This is a genomic window from Cupriavidus sp. GW823-FHT06D04, assembly GCF_058795055.1.
The window spans coordinates 80,471-95,367 of the sequence record NZ_JBXAHL010000005.1 but is presented as its reverse complement, the minus strand read 5'-3'; the positions used below and the strand labels follow the sequence as shown (position 1 = coordinate 95,367).

The following is a 14,897-nucleotide window of genomic DNA, read 5'->3' as shown; positions in this document are numbered from 1 at the left end:
ACGGGCGGCCTATCACCTGGCAGGCGTCTACCGTCGGCCGGCTGGAGCCGGTAGCGTCGAGATGTGGCGCGGTGGCAGCGGGCGCGGAGCGTTTCACGTCTAGCGGTTAAGCGCTTGCACGCCAACCGCTATATCGGCCGCGGTTGCCGCGAGGATCTCCCGGTACGCCTTCACCACGCCCTCTACCGGCCCGGGCGCGGGCACCTCCGTTTCGGTGCGGCCGCTCAGGACCTTGCCGTCCGGCAGCCGCCGCACGGTCCAGGCGATGGTCGCCGCTGCCCGCTTGCCCACGTCGGCGTCGAGGGCTACCACATCGGTCGTCACGCGAAATGCCCGCTGCGTCGCCGACAGGCCGCGCTGGTAGACATCCACCGCATCGAGGCTCGCCTGCAGTTGCTGCGACAGCGCATCGCGCAGTTCGTTGGGGAATGGTGAGGTCCAGCGCGAGGTGTCGGACAGCTTGAGGCCACCGCCGTTGCCGTCACGCACCACCAGCTGAATGCGGTTCAGGCGCTCCGGCACGCGCACCGGCGTGACTTCGATCCATAACGGGTCGCCGCTACGGCTGGCTCGCGCGGTCGCGGGCGGCGCGGCGTCGGAGCGACTGGCCGCCAGCGTGTAGTAGCGCGCCTCGGGCGACGCGCAGCCGTTCATCAGGGTCGTGGCGGCGGCCAGCGCAACAAGCATCGTCAGATGTTTCATCATTTCTCTTCCCTCTTGCCTTGCAGGAGCGCTTCGGGATGCCGCTCGAGATAATCGGTGAGCATGCGCAGCGAGACGGCCGTTTGCGTGAGTTCCTGCATCATCCGGCGCGTATCCTGTTGCAGCGAGGCGTCGGGCGCCAGCGCGCCATTGGCCGTGGCGAGCGTGCGGCGCATATCCTGCAGTGCGGCGACCACCTGTGGTGCCACATCGCCATTGACCTGGGCCACGAGCTTGTCCGCGTTGACGAGCATCTTGTTCATCGACACCAGCGCCGTGCGCGCGTCCTGCCCGATCTGGTCGAACGGCACCTTGCCGATCTTGGTGACGATGTCGCCAAGCTTGGCCTGCAACTCGTCGAAGGTGCCCGGTGTGGTGGGAAGCTCAGGCACGGACGCGTTCAGGTCCAGATCAACCGGCGCGGACACTTTCGGAAAGAAGTCGAGTGCCACATACATCTGGCCGGTGAGCAGGTTGCCGGTGCGCAACTGCGCACGCATGCCGCGCTGTACCAGGCTATGCACGATCGCGCGCTTGCGCGTGTCGTCAGCCACGTCGTTCTCGCGCAGACCCATGCGAGACGGATAGAGCTCCACCACCACGGGCATGCGGAAGGCCTTCTTGTCACGCTGGTATTCGATACCGATCGAGCGCACCTGCCCGACGGTCACGCCGCGGAAATCGACCGGCGCACCGGGCGACAGCCCGCGCACGGACTGATCGAAGTTCAGCACTGCCAGTGCGGGGGCGAGCTCGTCCGGTTCCTTCATGGCTTCGGACTGGTCCGCTGCCAGCAGGTACTCGGTGTTCTCGGCGGCCGCGGCATGCGCGGTCGAGTGGTCCGGGGCCTGGAAGGCTACGCCGCCAAGCATCACGCTGGCCAGCGACTGCGTGGACAACTTCAGCCCGTTCGCGTCCAGTTTTAGGTCGACACCGCTGGCGTGCCAGAAGCGCGTATCGGCGGAAACGAGCTTGTCATAGGGCTTGTCGACGAAGACCCGCAGCGTGATGTCGCGGCCGTTCGGTTCGAGCTGGTACGCCACCACATGGCCGACCCGCACGCGACGATAGTAGACCGGTGAGCCGATGTCGAGCGAGCCCAGGTCCTGCGCACGCAGCACGAACTGCCTGCCGGAGGCGTCGGTGGTGATGACCGGCGGATTTTCGAGCCCGGTGAAGCTGTGCGTGGTCTCGCCCGACTTGCCGGCATCCACGCCGATATATGCGCCCGATAGCAGTGTTTCCAGTCCAGACACGCCACTGATGGCAAAGCGGGGCCGTACCACCCAGAACCGTGTGTCGGCGACGGCGAAGTTCTTGGCGTCCTTGGTCAGCGCAATCGTCGCGATCACATGCGAACGGTCCGCTGCCAGCCGTGCTGTCTTGACCAGTCCGATATCGACATCCTTGTAGCGCACGGCAGTCTTGCCTGGCGTCAGGCCTTCGGCAGTGCGGAAGGTGACAGTGATCTCGGGCCCGCGCGACGCAAGCGTGCTGACCAGCAGCGAGAGCCCGACCACCGCGGCAACGATCGGGATTACCCAGACAAGGGACGGTAGCCAGCGCGCGCGGGGCTGGCGTCCTGGCTGCGGTATGTCGTTGGGAGGAGGATGGTTAACGTGTTCGGGCATTATTGGCGTGCAGAAATTCGATGGGGGAGGGCGAGGTCTCGAGCGCATCCCACAGCAGACGGGGATCAAAGCTCAGTGACGCGAGCATGGTCAGTACGACAACCGAGGCAAAAGCCAGAGCTCCGGCACCGGCCGTAATCGTGGCCAGCGCCCCGGCACGCACCAGCGATGCCAGCAGTGCCACCACGAAGATATCGAGCATGGACCACCGGCCGATGACTTCGACCAGGGTGTAGAGCCTGGTCTGCTCGCGAATGCGCCAGGTCGATCCGCGGCGCGCCGATAGCAGCAGCAAGGTCAGGATCATCATCTTCAGCAACGGGACGACGATGCTGGCGATCAGCACCACGATTGCCAGCATGTATGAGCCGGACAACCACAGATAGATCACGCCGGACAGGATGGTGTCGCGCTGCGTGCCGAAAATTGACTGCGTCACCATGATCGGCAGCAGATTGGCCGGGATATACAGCAGGTAGGCGGCCAGCAGGAAGGCCCAGGCGCGCGCCAGGCTGGCCGGCTTGCGATGATGCAGTACGGTGCCGCAGCGCGGACACGGTTCGGCCTCGAGCGTCATCGGACTGAGCCGGTCGCAGGTGTGGCACGACAGCAGTCCGCGCGAGGTCGCGGTGGGGTGGGGTGAGTGAAGCGCGGTCACGGCGCGGCATCCCGCGAGCGGGCCGGTACGTCATCTGCATCGTGCGCATCGAGGTGGTGCCAGAGTTCACGCGGGTCGAACGACAGGATGACGGCGAGTACGACCACCAGGGCAGCGAACGACCAGAGCGCGACGCCAGGCACCACCTGCGCTATGGTCGACAGCTTCACCAGCGTAACCAGCACGCCGATCATGAACACTTCGATCATGCCCCAGGGCCGCATGCGGCAAATGCCGCGCAAGATGCGCTCGAACCCGGGTGGCGTGCGCTGCCGCGCCATCGGCACGAGCAAATAGCACATCATCAGCAACTCGGCCAGCGGAAACAGGATGGTCGTGGCGAACACGAGCATCGCCACCGGCGCCATGTTGTCCGCGTAGAGTGCCTGTACCGCGCTCCATAGCGTGGTCTCCATGCGCGAACCCTTGAGGTCCATGGCGACAATGGGGTACGCGTTGGAAATAAAAAGCAGGATCAAGGCAGTCACCACGAGCGGCAGCAAGCGGCGATAGGCTCGCGAACTGTCGCGATAGAGCGCGCCGCCGCAGCGCAGGCACGTGGCACGTTCGTCGCGCTTCAGCGCCGCGCGCGTATGGAGCGCGTCGCAATGCTCGCACGCCAACAGCCTGTGCGGATCCAGCATGGCAACCGGCGGCGAGGCGTGGTTCTGATGCACAGGTGTCCTGGGGAAAATGATCGGCCTCGTTGCGTGAGGCAAGCAGCGCGTGCGCGCACCGGAATCCTTCATGAGTTCCGTATTCTTCCACATAATGACTTACGTGTCATCATGACATTGTGTGTGTTATAAGAAGAGCACGGGCGCCGCTGCTGCCAGCATGGCGTACTCCATGTTGGCGGCGTTGAAGCGGCGTATTGATATAATCGCCTCGTCACATAAGGTCCTCTAACTGAAGATGCCTGCCGTTCCTGATCCCAAAGACCACCGCCCTCGCGTTGCCGCAGAACGGCGTGCACGGATGCGCCAGCGTCTCATTGAAAGCGCGATGATTGTTTTTGCGCAAAGGGGTGTCGGAGCCAGCGTGATCCCGGAAGTCATTGCATCAGCTGGCGTCTCGCAAGGTTCCTTCTACAACTACTTCCGTACTAACGAGGATCTGCTGGCGGCTGTCGGCGACGCGCTCAGTCACGACATGGTGCAAATGATCGAGAGCGTGGTCGGCGATATCGAAGACCCAGCGTTGCGTGTTGCAACGGGTATGCGCTTATACCTGCACCTTGCGCGCTCCTATCCTGTCGTGGCGCAATTTCTTTCCGGTACGGGCCTGCTTCTGGTCGGCGCCAAGGGTGCTGCCGTCTACGAATACCTGCCCTCGGATATCAAGGAAGGCCTGAAGACGGGCACGTTTGACGAGGCTTCGGCCGACGTGGCATTGGACATGGTGGCCGGCGCCGGGCTGATCGCCGTTCACCGCATGGCCAAGGGAAGAACCGCCAGGGATTATCCCGAACGGATTGTGCGGGCGGTATTGCGGTCGCTTGGCGTGTCCGCAGCGAGTGCGGTACGGTTGACCTCCGCGCCTTTGCCAAAGCTGGTGGCTCCGCCGGAATCATTGCTCGAAAAAGCCCAGGAGAAGCTCGCCGCCAAGGCCGAGCCCTCCAACTAGCAGCCAGCGCTACGGCACATCGCTGATCGTTTCCGCGAGCAAGCCATCGAACAGCGCTTCGCTCGCCTGCAGCGGCGACCTGGATATCGCATCGGCCGCTGATTCCTCCACGCCCAGGGCGCGCAATGCCACCGCAGCGGCGAGCTCCGAAAAGTCTTCGCGGCATTCGGTATCAAGCATGCTCTGCATTGCGCTCATTGCGGCGCCGGCAACGATATTGAAGCCCAGGGCGATCGGCATGCGCTTGAAACGATTGCGACGAACGCCTTCCTCTATGTCCCTGCGGACAAACTCCAGCATATTCGGCGCGTGGTAGCCCGCCCATCCGAGCCGGCCAAGGATGCCAGCCACACCGGGCTGGTGTACCGTCAGGATCGACGCCAGCCGTATTCCCCTGGCGATGTGCTCGGCCGGGTCGTCATGGTCGCGCACAATGGGGTCGGCCGCCCGCACCCACTGTTCAGCCATCTTCCCGACAAGCTCCCGCACGATCGCATCAGACGACGGAAAGTACTTGTAGAACGTTCCGCGTGAAACCCGTGCTGCCGAAATGATGTCGTCGATGGACGGCGTCGAGGCGCTGTTCTCCAGCATCAGGCGCATCGCACTGTTCAGCAACAGCGAGCGCATACGCTGCCGCCGTGTTGCCGCAACGCGCTGACGGTGGTCGCCAGTCTTCCACGGTCCTGTTTCAGCTGCGAATTGCGTCTGCATCGGGGTCATTGATCTGTTTCCTCCTCATGGTTAATGCGTCGACAACGCCGCGCGCCGGTCTTCCTGCGTCTTCGGCCTATACCCGTCGCATCACTTTGCGTATGCCGTTGTCGTTGCGCACCACAGCCTTCGGGCGCGCGCGTTCTTCGTCTCATGCGGTCCGGGACCGCAAAGTCGACCCGTCCTCACACAATAAAATAAATTGTACGTCATCATGACAAATAAGTCAGTATGACGTAGACTTCGAATCCTCAGGAAGGGCGAAGAGCCCGAACAGGCTTGCCGTCAATGACGCCAGCACGAGTCCGGTCAGACCGGCTCGGTGACGTGGATCGCTGATGACTCGCAGGCGAGCGACGGACCTTAGTGGAGCGCAGAAATTGAACAGGAACCTTCGAGCGGCAGCTCTTGCCATCATCGCGGCACATCTGGCCGCGTGTACCCCGGGTCCGGAACCCGAACGCAAGGACGTGAGGCCGGTGCGGACAGTGGTCGCCGGACGCACCGCCGGGTCGGTCGGTGCGACCTATTCAGGTGAGATTCGTGCGCGTTACGAAAGTCAGTTGGGATTCCGCACCGCCGGCAAGATCGTCGCGCGCATGGTGGAAGTCGGCAGCCATGTCAAGCGCGGCCAGCCGCTGTTCCAGCTCGACACCACGCAGGAAACGTTGCAGGTAGCCGCAGCGGGTGCGGAGGCTGATGCGGCAAGAGGCCGGGTAGCCCAGGCGCGGGTGGACGTCAAGCGTACCGAGCAACTGCTCGCCCAGAACTTTGCCTCGCAAGCCGAGCTGGACCAGCAGCGGCTGGCGCTTAACCAGGCGGAAGCACAACTGCGCTCGGCACAGGCGCGCCAACAGCTCAATGCCAACATGCGCGGATTTACCACGCTCGTAGCAGACCGCGATGGCGTGGTCAGCGCAATCAATGCGGAAGCCGGCCAGGTGGTTTCAGCGGGGCAGACGGTCGCCACCGTCGCGGCAGACGGCGAACGCGAGGTCTCGATCAGCATTCCGGAGTCGCGCGTCGACGAACTACGCAAGGCGCCGACACTGACGATTACGGTGTGGGCGCAGCCGGACAAGTCCTGGACAGGCAAGCTCCGCGAGCTCGCGCCGAACGCGGACGGCGTCACCAGAACGTACTCGGCACGCATTTCCATTCAGGAGGCGGATCCGGAGCTGCGGTTAGGCATGACAGCGTCGGTGATCGCACCCGACGTGGACGGCAGCGGCGTAGTCCGCGTGCCGCTGACCGCCATCGTCGATCATGAGCGTGGCCGCCAGGTATGGGTGGTCGACCCGAAGACGTCGCGGGTGATCGCACGTGAAGTCAAGCTGGGCGCAGCGCAGAACGACAGCGTGATCGTGGTTGGGGGACTGGCGGGCGGAGAGACCGTGGTCAGTGCCGGCGTGCACATGCTGCAGGCTGGCCAGCAGGTGAAGGTGGCCGAGGCGGTGACTGTCGCCAGGGCGGGAGGTGCGAAGTGAAAGGTATCAACCTGTCCGAATGGGCACTGAAGCACCAGCAGATGGTCGCGTTCCTGCTGTTGCTGTTGTCAGTGGCCGGCGCGCTCGCATATGGCAGCCTGGGTCAGAAGGAAGACCCCGAGTTCACGATCAAGACCATGGTTGTGCAGGCGTACTGGCCGGGAAGCTCCGCGCAGCAGATGGCCGACCAGGTCACCGACAAGATCGAGCGCAAGCTGCAAGAGGTTGCGGAGATCGACTATACGTCCACCTATGTGAAACCGGGCGAAACGCAGGTCAAGGTCAACCTGCGCGAGGATGTACCGCCGGGTGCCGTGCCGGATGTGTGGTACCAGGTCCGCAAGAAGATGGGCGACATCCGGCATACCTTGCCACAGGGCACGCAGGGTCCGTTTTTTAATGACGAGTTCGGAGACACGTTCGGTAACCTCTATGCCATCACGGGCGATGGCTTCGACTATGACGACCTGAGACGGATTGCGGACGCCGCGCGTAATGAGTTCCTTCGTATCAGCGATGTCAACAAGGTCGACCTGGTAGGCAAGCAGGAACAGAAGATCTATGTCGAAGTCTCCACCGCCAAGCTCGCCTCGCTGGGTATCGACCCGGCACTGATCGCGTCGACCCTCGCACAAACCAATGCCGTGACATCGGGCGGGACGGTGCAGACCACCGCGGAGCAAGTACGGTTGGCGGTCAGTGGCGAGTTTGACTCGGTCGAAAAAATTCGCGCCATCGGCATCCGTGCCGGTCAGCGTACCTTCCGTCTTGGCGATATCGCCGACGTCCGCCGGGGCTTTGTGGAGCCCGCCACCTCGAGGATGCGCTTCAACGGCAATGAGGCGATCGGACTGGCGGTGAGCATGCGCAAGGGCGGCGACGTGATTCGGCTTGGCGCAAGGCTGGATGAAACGATCAGGCACATCGAGTCCAACCTGCCGGTGGGCGTGCAGATCCACGCGGTCAGCGACCAGCCGCGTATCGTCGAGCATTCCGTATTCGAGTTCAAGAAGAGTCTGGCCGAGGCTGTGATCATTGTGCTCGTCGTCAGCTTCCTCTCGTTGGGCTTGCGCACCGGACTGGTCGTCGCGCTCAGCATCCCGCTCGTGCTGGCCATGACCTTCCTGGCGATGTACGTGATGGGCATTGAGTTGCAACGCATCTCGCTGGGCGCGCTGATCATTGCGCTCGGACTGTTGGTGGACGACGCCATCATTGCCGTCGAAATGATGGCGCTGAAGCTGGAGCAGGGCTGGGACAAGTTCCGCGCCGCCACATATGCCTACACAGCCACCGCTTTCCCGATGCTTACCGGCACGCTGATCACGGCGGCGGGTTTTCTTCCGGTCGGCTTTGCGAAGTCGGGAACGGGCGAATATGTGTACTCCCTGTTCCAGGTGGTCGGTATTTCGCTGGTGTTGTCCTGGATCGTGGCCGTCCTCTTTACGCCATACATCGGCTTCAAGCTCCTGAAGGCGCATGCGCACGCGTCGCATGACGAGGACGCGGTCTACCAGCGCGGCTTCTATGTCAGGTTCCGCCGCTTTATCGACTTCTGCCTGAAGCAGCGCGTGTGGGTGCTCGGCATCACGCTCGCCGCGTTTATCGGCTCGCTGCTGCTGTTCAAGGCAATACCCCAACAGTTCTTTCCCGCGTCTGACCGGCCCGAACTCATCGTGGACCTGTGGATGCCGAAGGCTTCCACGTTCGAGGCGAGTCAACGCGAGGTCCAGAAGCTGGAAGGCCTGCTCAAGGGCGATCCGGACATTGCGGCGGTGACCAGCTTTGTTGGCAACGGTGCGCCGCGATTCTACCTGCCCCTCGACGTGCAGACGCCCAATCTGAACCTGGGCGAGATGCTGGTGATGACGAAGGGCGGGGAAGCACGGGAGCGGGTGAAGGAGAAGCTCGAGAAGCTGTTCGACGAGAGATTCCCCAATGTGCGTGGCCGCGTCAATCGACTGGAAAACGGTCCGCCGGTCGGTTACCCGGTGCAGTTCCGCGTGTTCGGGCAGGACAACGCCAAAGTTCGCGCAATCGGGCAGAAACTGGCCGCAATCATGCGCGAAGAGCCGCACGTGCGCGAGGTCAACCAGGACTGGGGCGAACGCGTCAAGCGCTTGCAGGTCGACGTCGACCAGGACAAGGCGCGTGCACTGGGTGTCAGCTCAGGCCAGATCAAGGAGGCACTTGAGGCTTCGCTGTCGGGCACGCCAATCACCCAGTACCGCGAGGAAGACCAGGGTATCGACGTGGTCTCGCGCCTGGTCGCGGTGGAACGCACGGACCTGAACAACCTGAAGGATGCAAAGATCTACGTGCGTGACGGCAAGTTCGTGCCTGTCTCTCAGGTGGCCCGACTCACGCTTGACAGCGAGGACAGCGAGCTGTGGCGGCGTAATCGCGTGCCGACGCTGACGGTTCGTGCCGATATCGCCGGGGCGCAGGCACCCGACGTCACGCGTGCACTGCAGCCGAAGCTCGACGCACTGGAGAAAGAGCTTCCGCTCGGCTATGGCATCGAGATCGGTGGCGCTTACGAATCGAGTGCGAAGGCCCAGCATTCTGTTTTCGCGGTGATGCCTGTGACGATCATCGCGGTGCTCCTGCTGCTGATGATTCAACTGCAGGATATGAGAAAGATGGCGATGGTCCTGCTGACCGCGCCGCTCGGGCTGATCGGTGTCAGCGTCATCATGGCCGCGTTCCGGATTCCATTTGGTTTTGTCGCCATGTTGGGCGTGATCGCCCTCGCCGGAATGATCATCCGCAACTCGGTGATCCTGGTCGTGCAGATCGACCAGGACGTGGCCGCAGGTGTCCCCTTGTGGACGGCCATCGTCGAGGCCGCGGTGCGACGGCTGCGTCCGATCGTGCTGACTGCCCTGGCGGCAATCCTGGCGATGGTGCCGCTTACCCATTCCGTGTTCTGGGGTCCCATGGCATGGGCAATCATGGGAGGGCTCGCCGTTGCCACGGTACTGACCCTCGTCTTCCTTCCCGCCCTGTATGCGACCTGGTACCGGGCCAAGCGTCCTGCGACCGTCTGATCGCAAATGTGACGATGAGAGTGTTTTCGATGAAAAGATTGAGTATGGCCATGCGGGCCGGGCAAGTGGCGTTGGGCTGCATGCTTTTCCTGAACGCTGGAGAGTCGGGCGCTATCGATCTCGTGGGGGCCTATCAGCAGGCATTGGCGCATGATCCGACGAGCCTCGCTGCGAACGATGCGCTCACGGCGGGGCGGGAGAGGGCAGTGCAGGGCGACGCCTTGCTGCGTCCCCGCGTAAGCCTCCAGGCGACACTGGACCGGATCAATAATCGTTCGTCCGGCAACCCGCCGGCCGACGTTGCGCCGTTGGTATCCAGCGATAGCTCGGGAACTGCGCGCCAGGCCGGCGTGGTGCTGGTTCAGCCGCTGTACGACAGGACCGCCGTAGCCACGAGGAAGCAGTTCCGCGAGCAATCGAACCTGGCGCAGACGCAGTTCGACCAGTCTCGCCAGGACCTGGCCTTGCGGGTGGCCGAGGCATACTTCGGCGTGGTGTTGAGCGAGGAGACGCTTCGCGTGGTGCAGGCCGAGAAGGCGGCGTTGCGACAGCAACGCGACCGCGCGAAGGCACGCTTTGACATCGGCCAGGGCAAGATCACCGATCTCCATGAAGCCCAGGCGCGCCTGGATGGGGTCGAGAGTCGCGAAGTCACGGCGCAATCTGCGCTCGAACAGCGACGCACGGGATTCCAGGAAACCGTCGGCATGCCGCCCGATCAGCTCAGCGGGCCGGCGCCCGGTTTCACGCCGCGGCCGCCGGAACCGGACAATCTCACGGCGTGGCAGGCAAAGGGTGAAGAACAAAGCTACCTCGTCAAGACCAGACAGTCGGAGCGCGACATTGCCGGCGCGGAGATCGATAAGTACCGCGTCAGCAGTCGCCCGACCGTCGCGCTCGTGGCGCGTTATGGCGCACAAGGGCAAACCGGCAACCTGGCTCCCTGGGTTGCAGCCAGCAACACCCGGACCGCGACGGTCGGCTTGCAGCTCACCATTCCGCTGTACGCGGGCGGCGGACTGGATTCGCGCGAGCGGGAATCCGTTGCGAGGAAGAGCCAGGCGGAGCAGGAGGTTGCCGCCGCCCGGCGCGACGTGCGCCTGAAGGTGCAGGACGGATTCCTCTCGGTCAAAACGGGCGTGTCGCGCGTCGCCGCACTCGAGCAGTCGTTGACTTCGGCGCGTAGCGCGCTCGCGGCAACGACGCTTGGCCGGGACCTCGGTACCCGTACGGAACCCGACGTGCTCGACGCGCAGCAGCGCGTGTTCACCGCTGAACTCGACCTGGTCCAGGCACGCCTGGACTACCTCCTTGGCCGTCTGCGGCTTGCCGCCGCGGCGGGGGAACTGAGCGAGGAAACCTTGCGCTCGCTGAATGTCTGGCTCGCAGCCTGATCGAGAAATCCTATGCCAGGAGATCTGCAGCACTACTGGAGCGGCGCCTTTCTCGCCGCTAACGCGTTCATCGGGCTGAACATGGTGGGCGCGTTGCTGCTCGGCATGCTGGTTGGCTACGAGCGCTCATACAACGGCCGCGCCGCCGGCATGCGCACTTATGGTCTCGTCTGCATGGCGTCGACGGCCTTGACTGTGTTCGTCGGCTACCCGGGGCTGTGGTACGGGGGTGTTTCAGCGCACGCCCAGGCAGACCCGACCCATATCGTCCAGGGAGTCGTCACCGGCTGCGGCTTCCTTTGCGCGGGGGTCATCATGAAGGACGGCATGAGCATCCGCGGCCTCACGACCGCGGCATCGATCTGGGCTGCCTCGGCCATAGGGGTCTTGCTCGGCGTTGGCTTCTATGCCGCCGCGTTGCTGCTTGCCGTGCTCTGCGTGGGCTCGATGTCCCTGTTGCACCGGCTGGAGGCCAGGCTTCCGGGGCGCATGACGCTTGATGTGTCTCTGACTTTCCAACCCGGAGAAGCGCCTGACCTCGATCTGCTGATCGACAGGGCAAAGTCCCGCGGCTATCGCGTATTGCACGACAGCCTGACCATCACGTTTGCCGACAACCAGGCGGTGTGGAGAGTCAGCCTGGTCGCACCGGACAAGGCGCGCGCAACATCGCCGGCAGCATTGGCGGCCGAGATGGCCGCAACACAGGGTGTCTCCCGGTTCAGCATCCTGCCGGTGCGCAGTTGATTCGGGTACGCGAGCACTTCTTTATCAACCAACGCTGTTTTGCTGACAATGCATGGTGACCTAAATGAAATTACTGAGGAGCCTGGCGCTATTGACACAACAAACAAGAGCGCACATGGTTTCAGGCCATAGGATCCAATTAGTGAAGTCCACCGTTGCGATCACGCTGTTTGGAATGGTGTCAGCGGCAGCGTTTTCCGCTCCGCAGACAAGCAGTCGAGCCCAGATTCCAGACCAGCGCGGCATTAGCGAAGGCTGGAATGGCACTGAGTTGGAAACCGCGCCACTTTCAAAGCAGGAAAGCTCCGGGGCACAGCCGATTTCAACACCCGCGACTATGCCGGCTAATGGATCGGCGACCTTTCCTTACGCCGTCGTGCCGTACGTTAGGTTACCTAGCGTTGCTCCGACTCCCCCACCGATGCCACGTTTGCCGTAGGGAGGCACGGGCCACCAGCGAAGGCGAGCTGAGCAGTGGCAGTGCTGCAATTGCGGCCGCCGCGTCGCCTGTTGCAACCAATCATTTTGCGCTGACCGGAATTACAATCCCCTGCTCCAAACTACACATATTGCGATGTATCGGGAGAGTGACATAAACGGCTTTACCACAGGTTAGGGCCCGTTCCGGCAGGTACGCTCATTGCGAGTGACGTTCATGCGGTTCACGAGGAACCCGTGGTCGCGATGCATGCATCGACCGCAAGTCACCTCGTGTGGCGCCTCATGAAGACAGCCAGCGGTGCTGCGGGGAGGCCGCTGCAAAACTCGCAATATGAGTAATAGGCCCGTATTCTCCGCAAACGCGCGACAATAGGCAACCATTCCCCCATGGCATTGCTGACATGTCCGTTCGTTCCGCCGCCCCGGCGCTCGCTGCCGCACTCCTGTTCGGCGCTAGCACGCCGCTGGCCAAGACCCTGACGGGCACAGTCTCGCCGCTGTTGCTGGCGGGACTGTTGTACTTGGGTAGCGGCCTGGGCCTTGGCGGATTCCTGCTACTAAGGAAGCTCACCCGGAAGGCCGACAGCCAGACCCCGCCGCAACCGCCGATTCCGCGTCACGAAATTCCGTGGCTTTTGGGAGCGATCCTGGCTGGTGGAGTGGCCGGCCCGGCACTTCTGATGACGGGGCTTGCTGTGACCAGCGCGGCATCCGCCTCGCTCCTATTGAATGTGGAGGGTGTCTTCACAGCGCTCATCGCCTGGATCGTGTTCAAGGAGAACGCCGATCGGCAGATTGTGCTTGGCATGATTGCCATCGTTGCCGGGGGCATGCTTCTTTCCTGGCAGCCCGGTGCTGCCACCTTGTCTCCAGGTGCACTGCTTATTATTGCCGCCTGCGGATGCTGGGCGGTCGACAACAATCTCACCCGCAAGGTGTCATCGAATGATGCTGTCCTGATCGCCTGTCTGAAGGGCTTGGTCGCAGGCGCGTGCAATACGGGATTCGCACTGGTCGCAGGCAGCACGCTCCCTGGAGCGATACCTTTAGCTTCGGCGATGGTGATCGGCTTTGCCGGCTATGGTGTGAGCCTGGCGCTGTTTGTGATCGCCCTTCGTCATCTTGGTACGGCCAGGACAGGTGCTTATTTCTCAGTGGCCCCCATATTCGGTGTGGTGATCTCCTTTCTCTTATGGCCGGAGATACCGAATTTCCTGTTCTGGCTCGCCGCAGCGCTGATGGCATTGGGTGTGTGGCTGCATCTTCGCGAACGGCACGAGCACGAACACACCCATGAGGCGATGGAACACACGCATGCGCATCGTCACGATGAACACCATCAGCACGAGCATGATTTCCCGTGGAATGGGAAGGAGCCACATGTGCACACCCACTGGCATGCCCCCCTCGTCCACAAGCATCCCCACTTCCCTGATATTCATCACAGGCATTCGCACTGACATAGCCGAGACTCGGCCAATATGGAATACAACACGGAGGGATAGTGTTCGCGTCTATTCCTTGCACCAATTGGTCTCTATTCCTGCACTGCCAGTGCGGGGTGGGGTGGGGTAGGCCCAACACTCGCCGCCGCCATAGATGCAGGTGGCCAAGCGGCGTCACCCGGCGCGGCGGGCTGGTCGTTGCCAAGGTCACGGCATGCCAGCCGCTCATAACATGGCAGGGTATTCGGTCCCGGATCGGACTGTCAGGGTTTTGGTTCGCGTCACGATCTATAGTCACGCGCGACACGTCGTGGCTGGAGTCCGGGTAGTCTTACCATTTACGTAACTACAGTCTCACAAAGAACGTCCCAGTCTCACGAATTCCGTTTCCCGGCCCTATTGCATCGCGCACTTGCTTGCGACGTTGCCAATTGAACAGCTCTCGTTTCCACTGATCCTTAGCCATTCCGACAAGCCGGATTTCCTGCTGACCATGCCTGGTGGTGATGTCAAGATCGAGCACACGGAAGCCGTACCGGGGAACGTCGCCCGGGCCGATTTTCTTCGCGAAAAAGGCCTGGGGCCGGATGTCTACTTCACCCCTCGTGCCATGCCTTGGGAATCCAGGAAAACGGCCGCTGAACTCCGTCGCTGCGAAAGCCGGCCGGCCCAGATGACTACGCGCTCAACCGCAATGCCATCCGCTGGTTGGCCCAATTGCCGGAAGAAGTGCGTCCCCTAGAATTGGGGCGCAAGTACCCACGCATCGTCAACACCATTGCAACGAAATGGGTCGATTTCGTCGACTGCCCGCGCTACCTTGACAGCCTGCAGATGGACGCCGCCGCGGCCTCCGACAGGGGTTTTCGTTCGAGATCGTGCAGGAAATCGGTAAGCTGCGCGAATACTTCGATTCGCTCTACCAGCCCGGCAAGGACTTGCAAAAAAAATCGAGCGATGCGGATGCCAAATGATTGTGCGCGCTCCTGGGAGCCGTCCTAC

At 62.6% G+C, this 14,897-nt stretch carries 11 protein-coding genes and 1 pseudogene; 7 read left to right on the top strand and 5 right to left on the bottom strand.

Annotated features, from left to right (window positions below):
- Positions 1 to 99 precede the first annotated feature (99 nt).
- Genes AC1Q7H_RS09900 through AC1Q7H_RS09885 form a run of 4 tightly spaced genes read right to left on the bottom strand, consistent with a single transcriptional unit; the run spans position 100 to position 3,635 of the window.
- A complete protein-coding gene (locus AC1Q7H_RS09900; protein WP_492381200.1) occupies positions 100 to 705 on the bottom strand; it encodes a PqiC family protein in 606 nt (201 codons plus the stop codon).
- On the bottom strand, positions 702 to 2,333 hold the full coding sequence (locus AC1Q7H_RS09895) for a PqiB family protein (protein ID WP_153955825.1): 1,632 nt from the start codon (positions 2,331 to 2,333) through the stop codon (positions 702 to 704). The genes AC1Q7H_RS09900 and AC1Q7H_RS09895 overlap by 4 nt, the downstream gene beginning before the upstream one ends.
- Positions 2,317 to 2,991, bottom strand: a complete 675-nt coding sequence (locus AC1Q7H_RS09890) for a paraquat-inducible protein A (protein WP_035817725.1) — start codon at positions 2,989 to 2,991, stop codon at positions 2,317 to 2,319. The genes AC1Q7H_RS09895 and AC1Q7H_RS09890 overlap by 17 nt, the downstream gene beginning before the upstream one ends.
- The gene (locus AC1Q7H_RS09885) at positions 2,988 to 3,635 is read right to left on the bottom strand and encodes a paraquat-inducible protein A (RefSeq protein ID WP_492381299.1); all 648 of its coding nucleotides are present in this window, start codon (positions 3,633 to 3,635) and stop codon (positions 2,988 to 2,990) included. The genes AC1Q7H_RS09890 and AC1Q7H_RS09885 overlap by 4 nt, the downstream gene beginning before the upstream one ends.
- A gap of 334 nt (positions 3,636 to 3,969) precedes the next feature.
- Between AC1Q7H_RS09885 and AC1Q7H_RS09880 the strand changes: the two genes are divergently transcribed.
- Complete coding sequence (locus AC1Q7H_RS09880; protein WP_492379184.1) at positions 3,970 to 4,617, top strand: TetR/AcrR family transcriptional regulator; 648 nt, start codon at positions 3,970 to 3,972, stop codon at positions 4,615 to 4,617.
- A gap of 9 nt (positions 4,618 to 4,626) precedes the next feature.
- Here AC1Q7H_RS09880 and AC1Q7H_RS09875 read toward each other — a convergent pair whose 3' ends face one another.
- A complete protein-coding gene (locus AC1Q7H_RS09875; protein WP_153955827.1) occupies positions 4,627 to 5,340 on the bottom strand; it encodes a TetR/AcrR family transcriptional regulator in 714 nt (237 codons plus the stop codon).
- Positions 5,341 to 5,711: 371 nt separating this feature from the next.
- Between AC1Q7H_RS09875 and AC1Q7H_RS09870 the strand changes: the two genes are divergently transcribed.
- The 6 genes and pseudogenes from AC1Q7H_RS09870 to AC1Q7H_RS09845 all read left to right on the top strand — a co-directional run bounded on the left by AC1Q7H_RS09870 (position 5,712) and on the right by AC1Q7H_RS09845 (position 14,869).
- Positions 5,712 to 6,818: an efflux RND transporter periplasmic adaptor subunit gene (locus tag AC1Q7H_RS09870; protein WP_492381199.1), complete on the top strand. Its 1,107-nt coding sequence runs from the start codon at positions 5,712 to 5,714 to the stop codon at positions 6,816 to 6,818.
- Positions 6,815 to 9,868, top strand: coding sequence for an efflux RND transporter permease subunit (locus tag AC1Q7H_RS09865; RefSeq protein WP_492381198.1), 3,054 nt, complete (start codon positions 6,815 to 6,817; stop codon positions 9,866 to 9,868). Before AC1Q7H_RS09870 ends, AC1Q7H_RS09865 begins: the two co-directional genes overlap by 4 nt.
- An 80-nt stretch (positions 9,869 to 9,948) precedes the next feature.
- The gene (locus AC1Q7H_RS09860; RefSeq protein WP_492381197.1) at positions 9,949 to 11,262 is read left to right on the top strand and encodes a TolC family outer membrane protein; all 1,314 of its coding nucleotides are present in this window, start codon (positions 9,949 to 9,951) and stop codon (positions 11,260 to 11,262) included.
- A gap of 12 nt (positions 11,263 to 11,274) precedes the next feature.
- The gene (locus tag AC1Q7H_RS09855; RefSeq protein ID WP_013959814.1) at positions 11,275 to 12,009 is read left to right on the top strand and encodes an MgtC/SapB family protein; all 735 of its coding nucleotides are present in this window, start codon (positions 11,275 to 11,277) and stop codon (positions 12,007 to 12,009) included.
- Positions 12,010 to 12,851: 842 nt separating this feature from the next.
- The gene (locus AC1Q7H_RS09850; protein ID WP_153955832.1) at positions 12,852 to 13,910 is read left to right on the top strand and encodes a DMT family transporter; all 1,059 of its coding nucleotides are present in this window, start codon (positions 12,852 to 12,854) and stop codon (positions 13,908 to 13,910) included.
- A 636-nt stretch (positions 13,911 to 14,546) separates the two neighbouring features.
- A pseudogene (locus AC1Q7H_RS09845) lies at positions 14,547 to 14,869 on the top strand (hypothetical protein).
- The last annotated feature ends 28 nt before the right edge of the window (positions 14,870 to 14,897 follow it).

What these genes read in the sequence shown, in the direction of transcription:
- AC1Q7H_RS09900 (WP_492381200.1), bottom strand. Translation starts at nt 705, where the DNA reads ATGATGAAACATCTGACGATGCTTGTTGCGCTGGCCGCCGCCACGACC.
- AC1Q7H_RS09895 (WP_153955825.1), bottom strand. Translation starts at nt 2,333, where the DNA reads ATGCCCGAACACGTTAACCATCCTCCTCCCAACGACATACCGCAGCCA.
- AC1Q7H_RS09885 (WP_492381299.1), bottom strand. Translation starts at nt 3,635, where the DNA reads ATGCTGGATCCGCACAGGCTGTTGGCGTGCGAGCATTGCGACGCGCTC.
- AC1Q7H_RS09880 (WP_492379184.1), top strand. Translation starts at nt 3,970, where the DNA reads ATGCGCCAGCGTCTCATTGAAAGCGCGATGATTGTTTTTGCGCAAAGG.
- AC1Q7H_RS09875 (WP_153955827.1), bottom strand. Translation starts at nt 5,340, where the DNA reads ATGACCCCGATGCAGACGCAATTCGCAGCTGAAACAGGACCGTGGAAG.
- AC1Q7H_RS09860 (WP_492381197.1), top strand. Translation starts at nt 9,949, where the DNA reads ATGCTTTTCCTGAACGCTGGAGAGTCGGGCGCTATCGATCTCGTGGGG.
- AC1Q7H_RS09855 (WP_013959814.1), top strand. Translation starts at nt 11,275, where the DNA reads ATGCCAGGAGATCTGCAGCACTACTGGAGCGGCGCCTTTCTCGCCGCT.
- AC1Q7H_RS09850 (WP_153955832.1), top strand. Translation starts at nt 12,852, where the DNA reads ATGTCCGTTCGTTCCGCCGCCCCGGCGCTCGCTGCCGCACTCCTGTTC.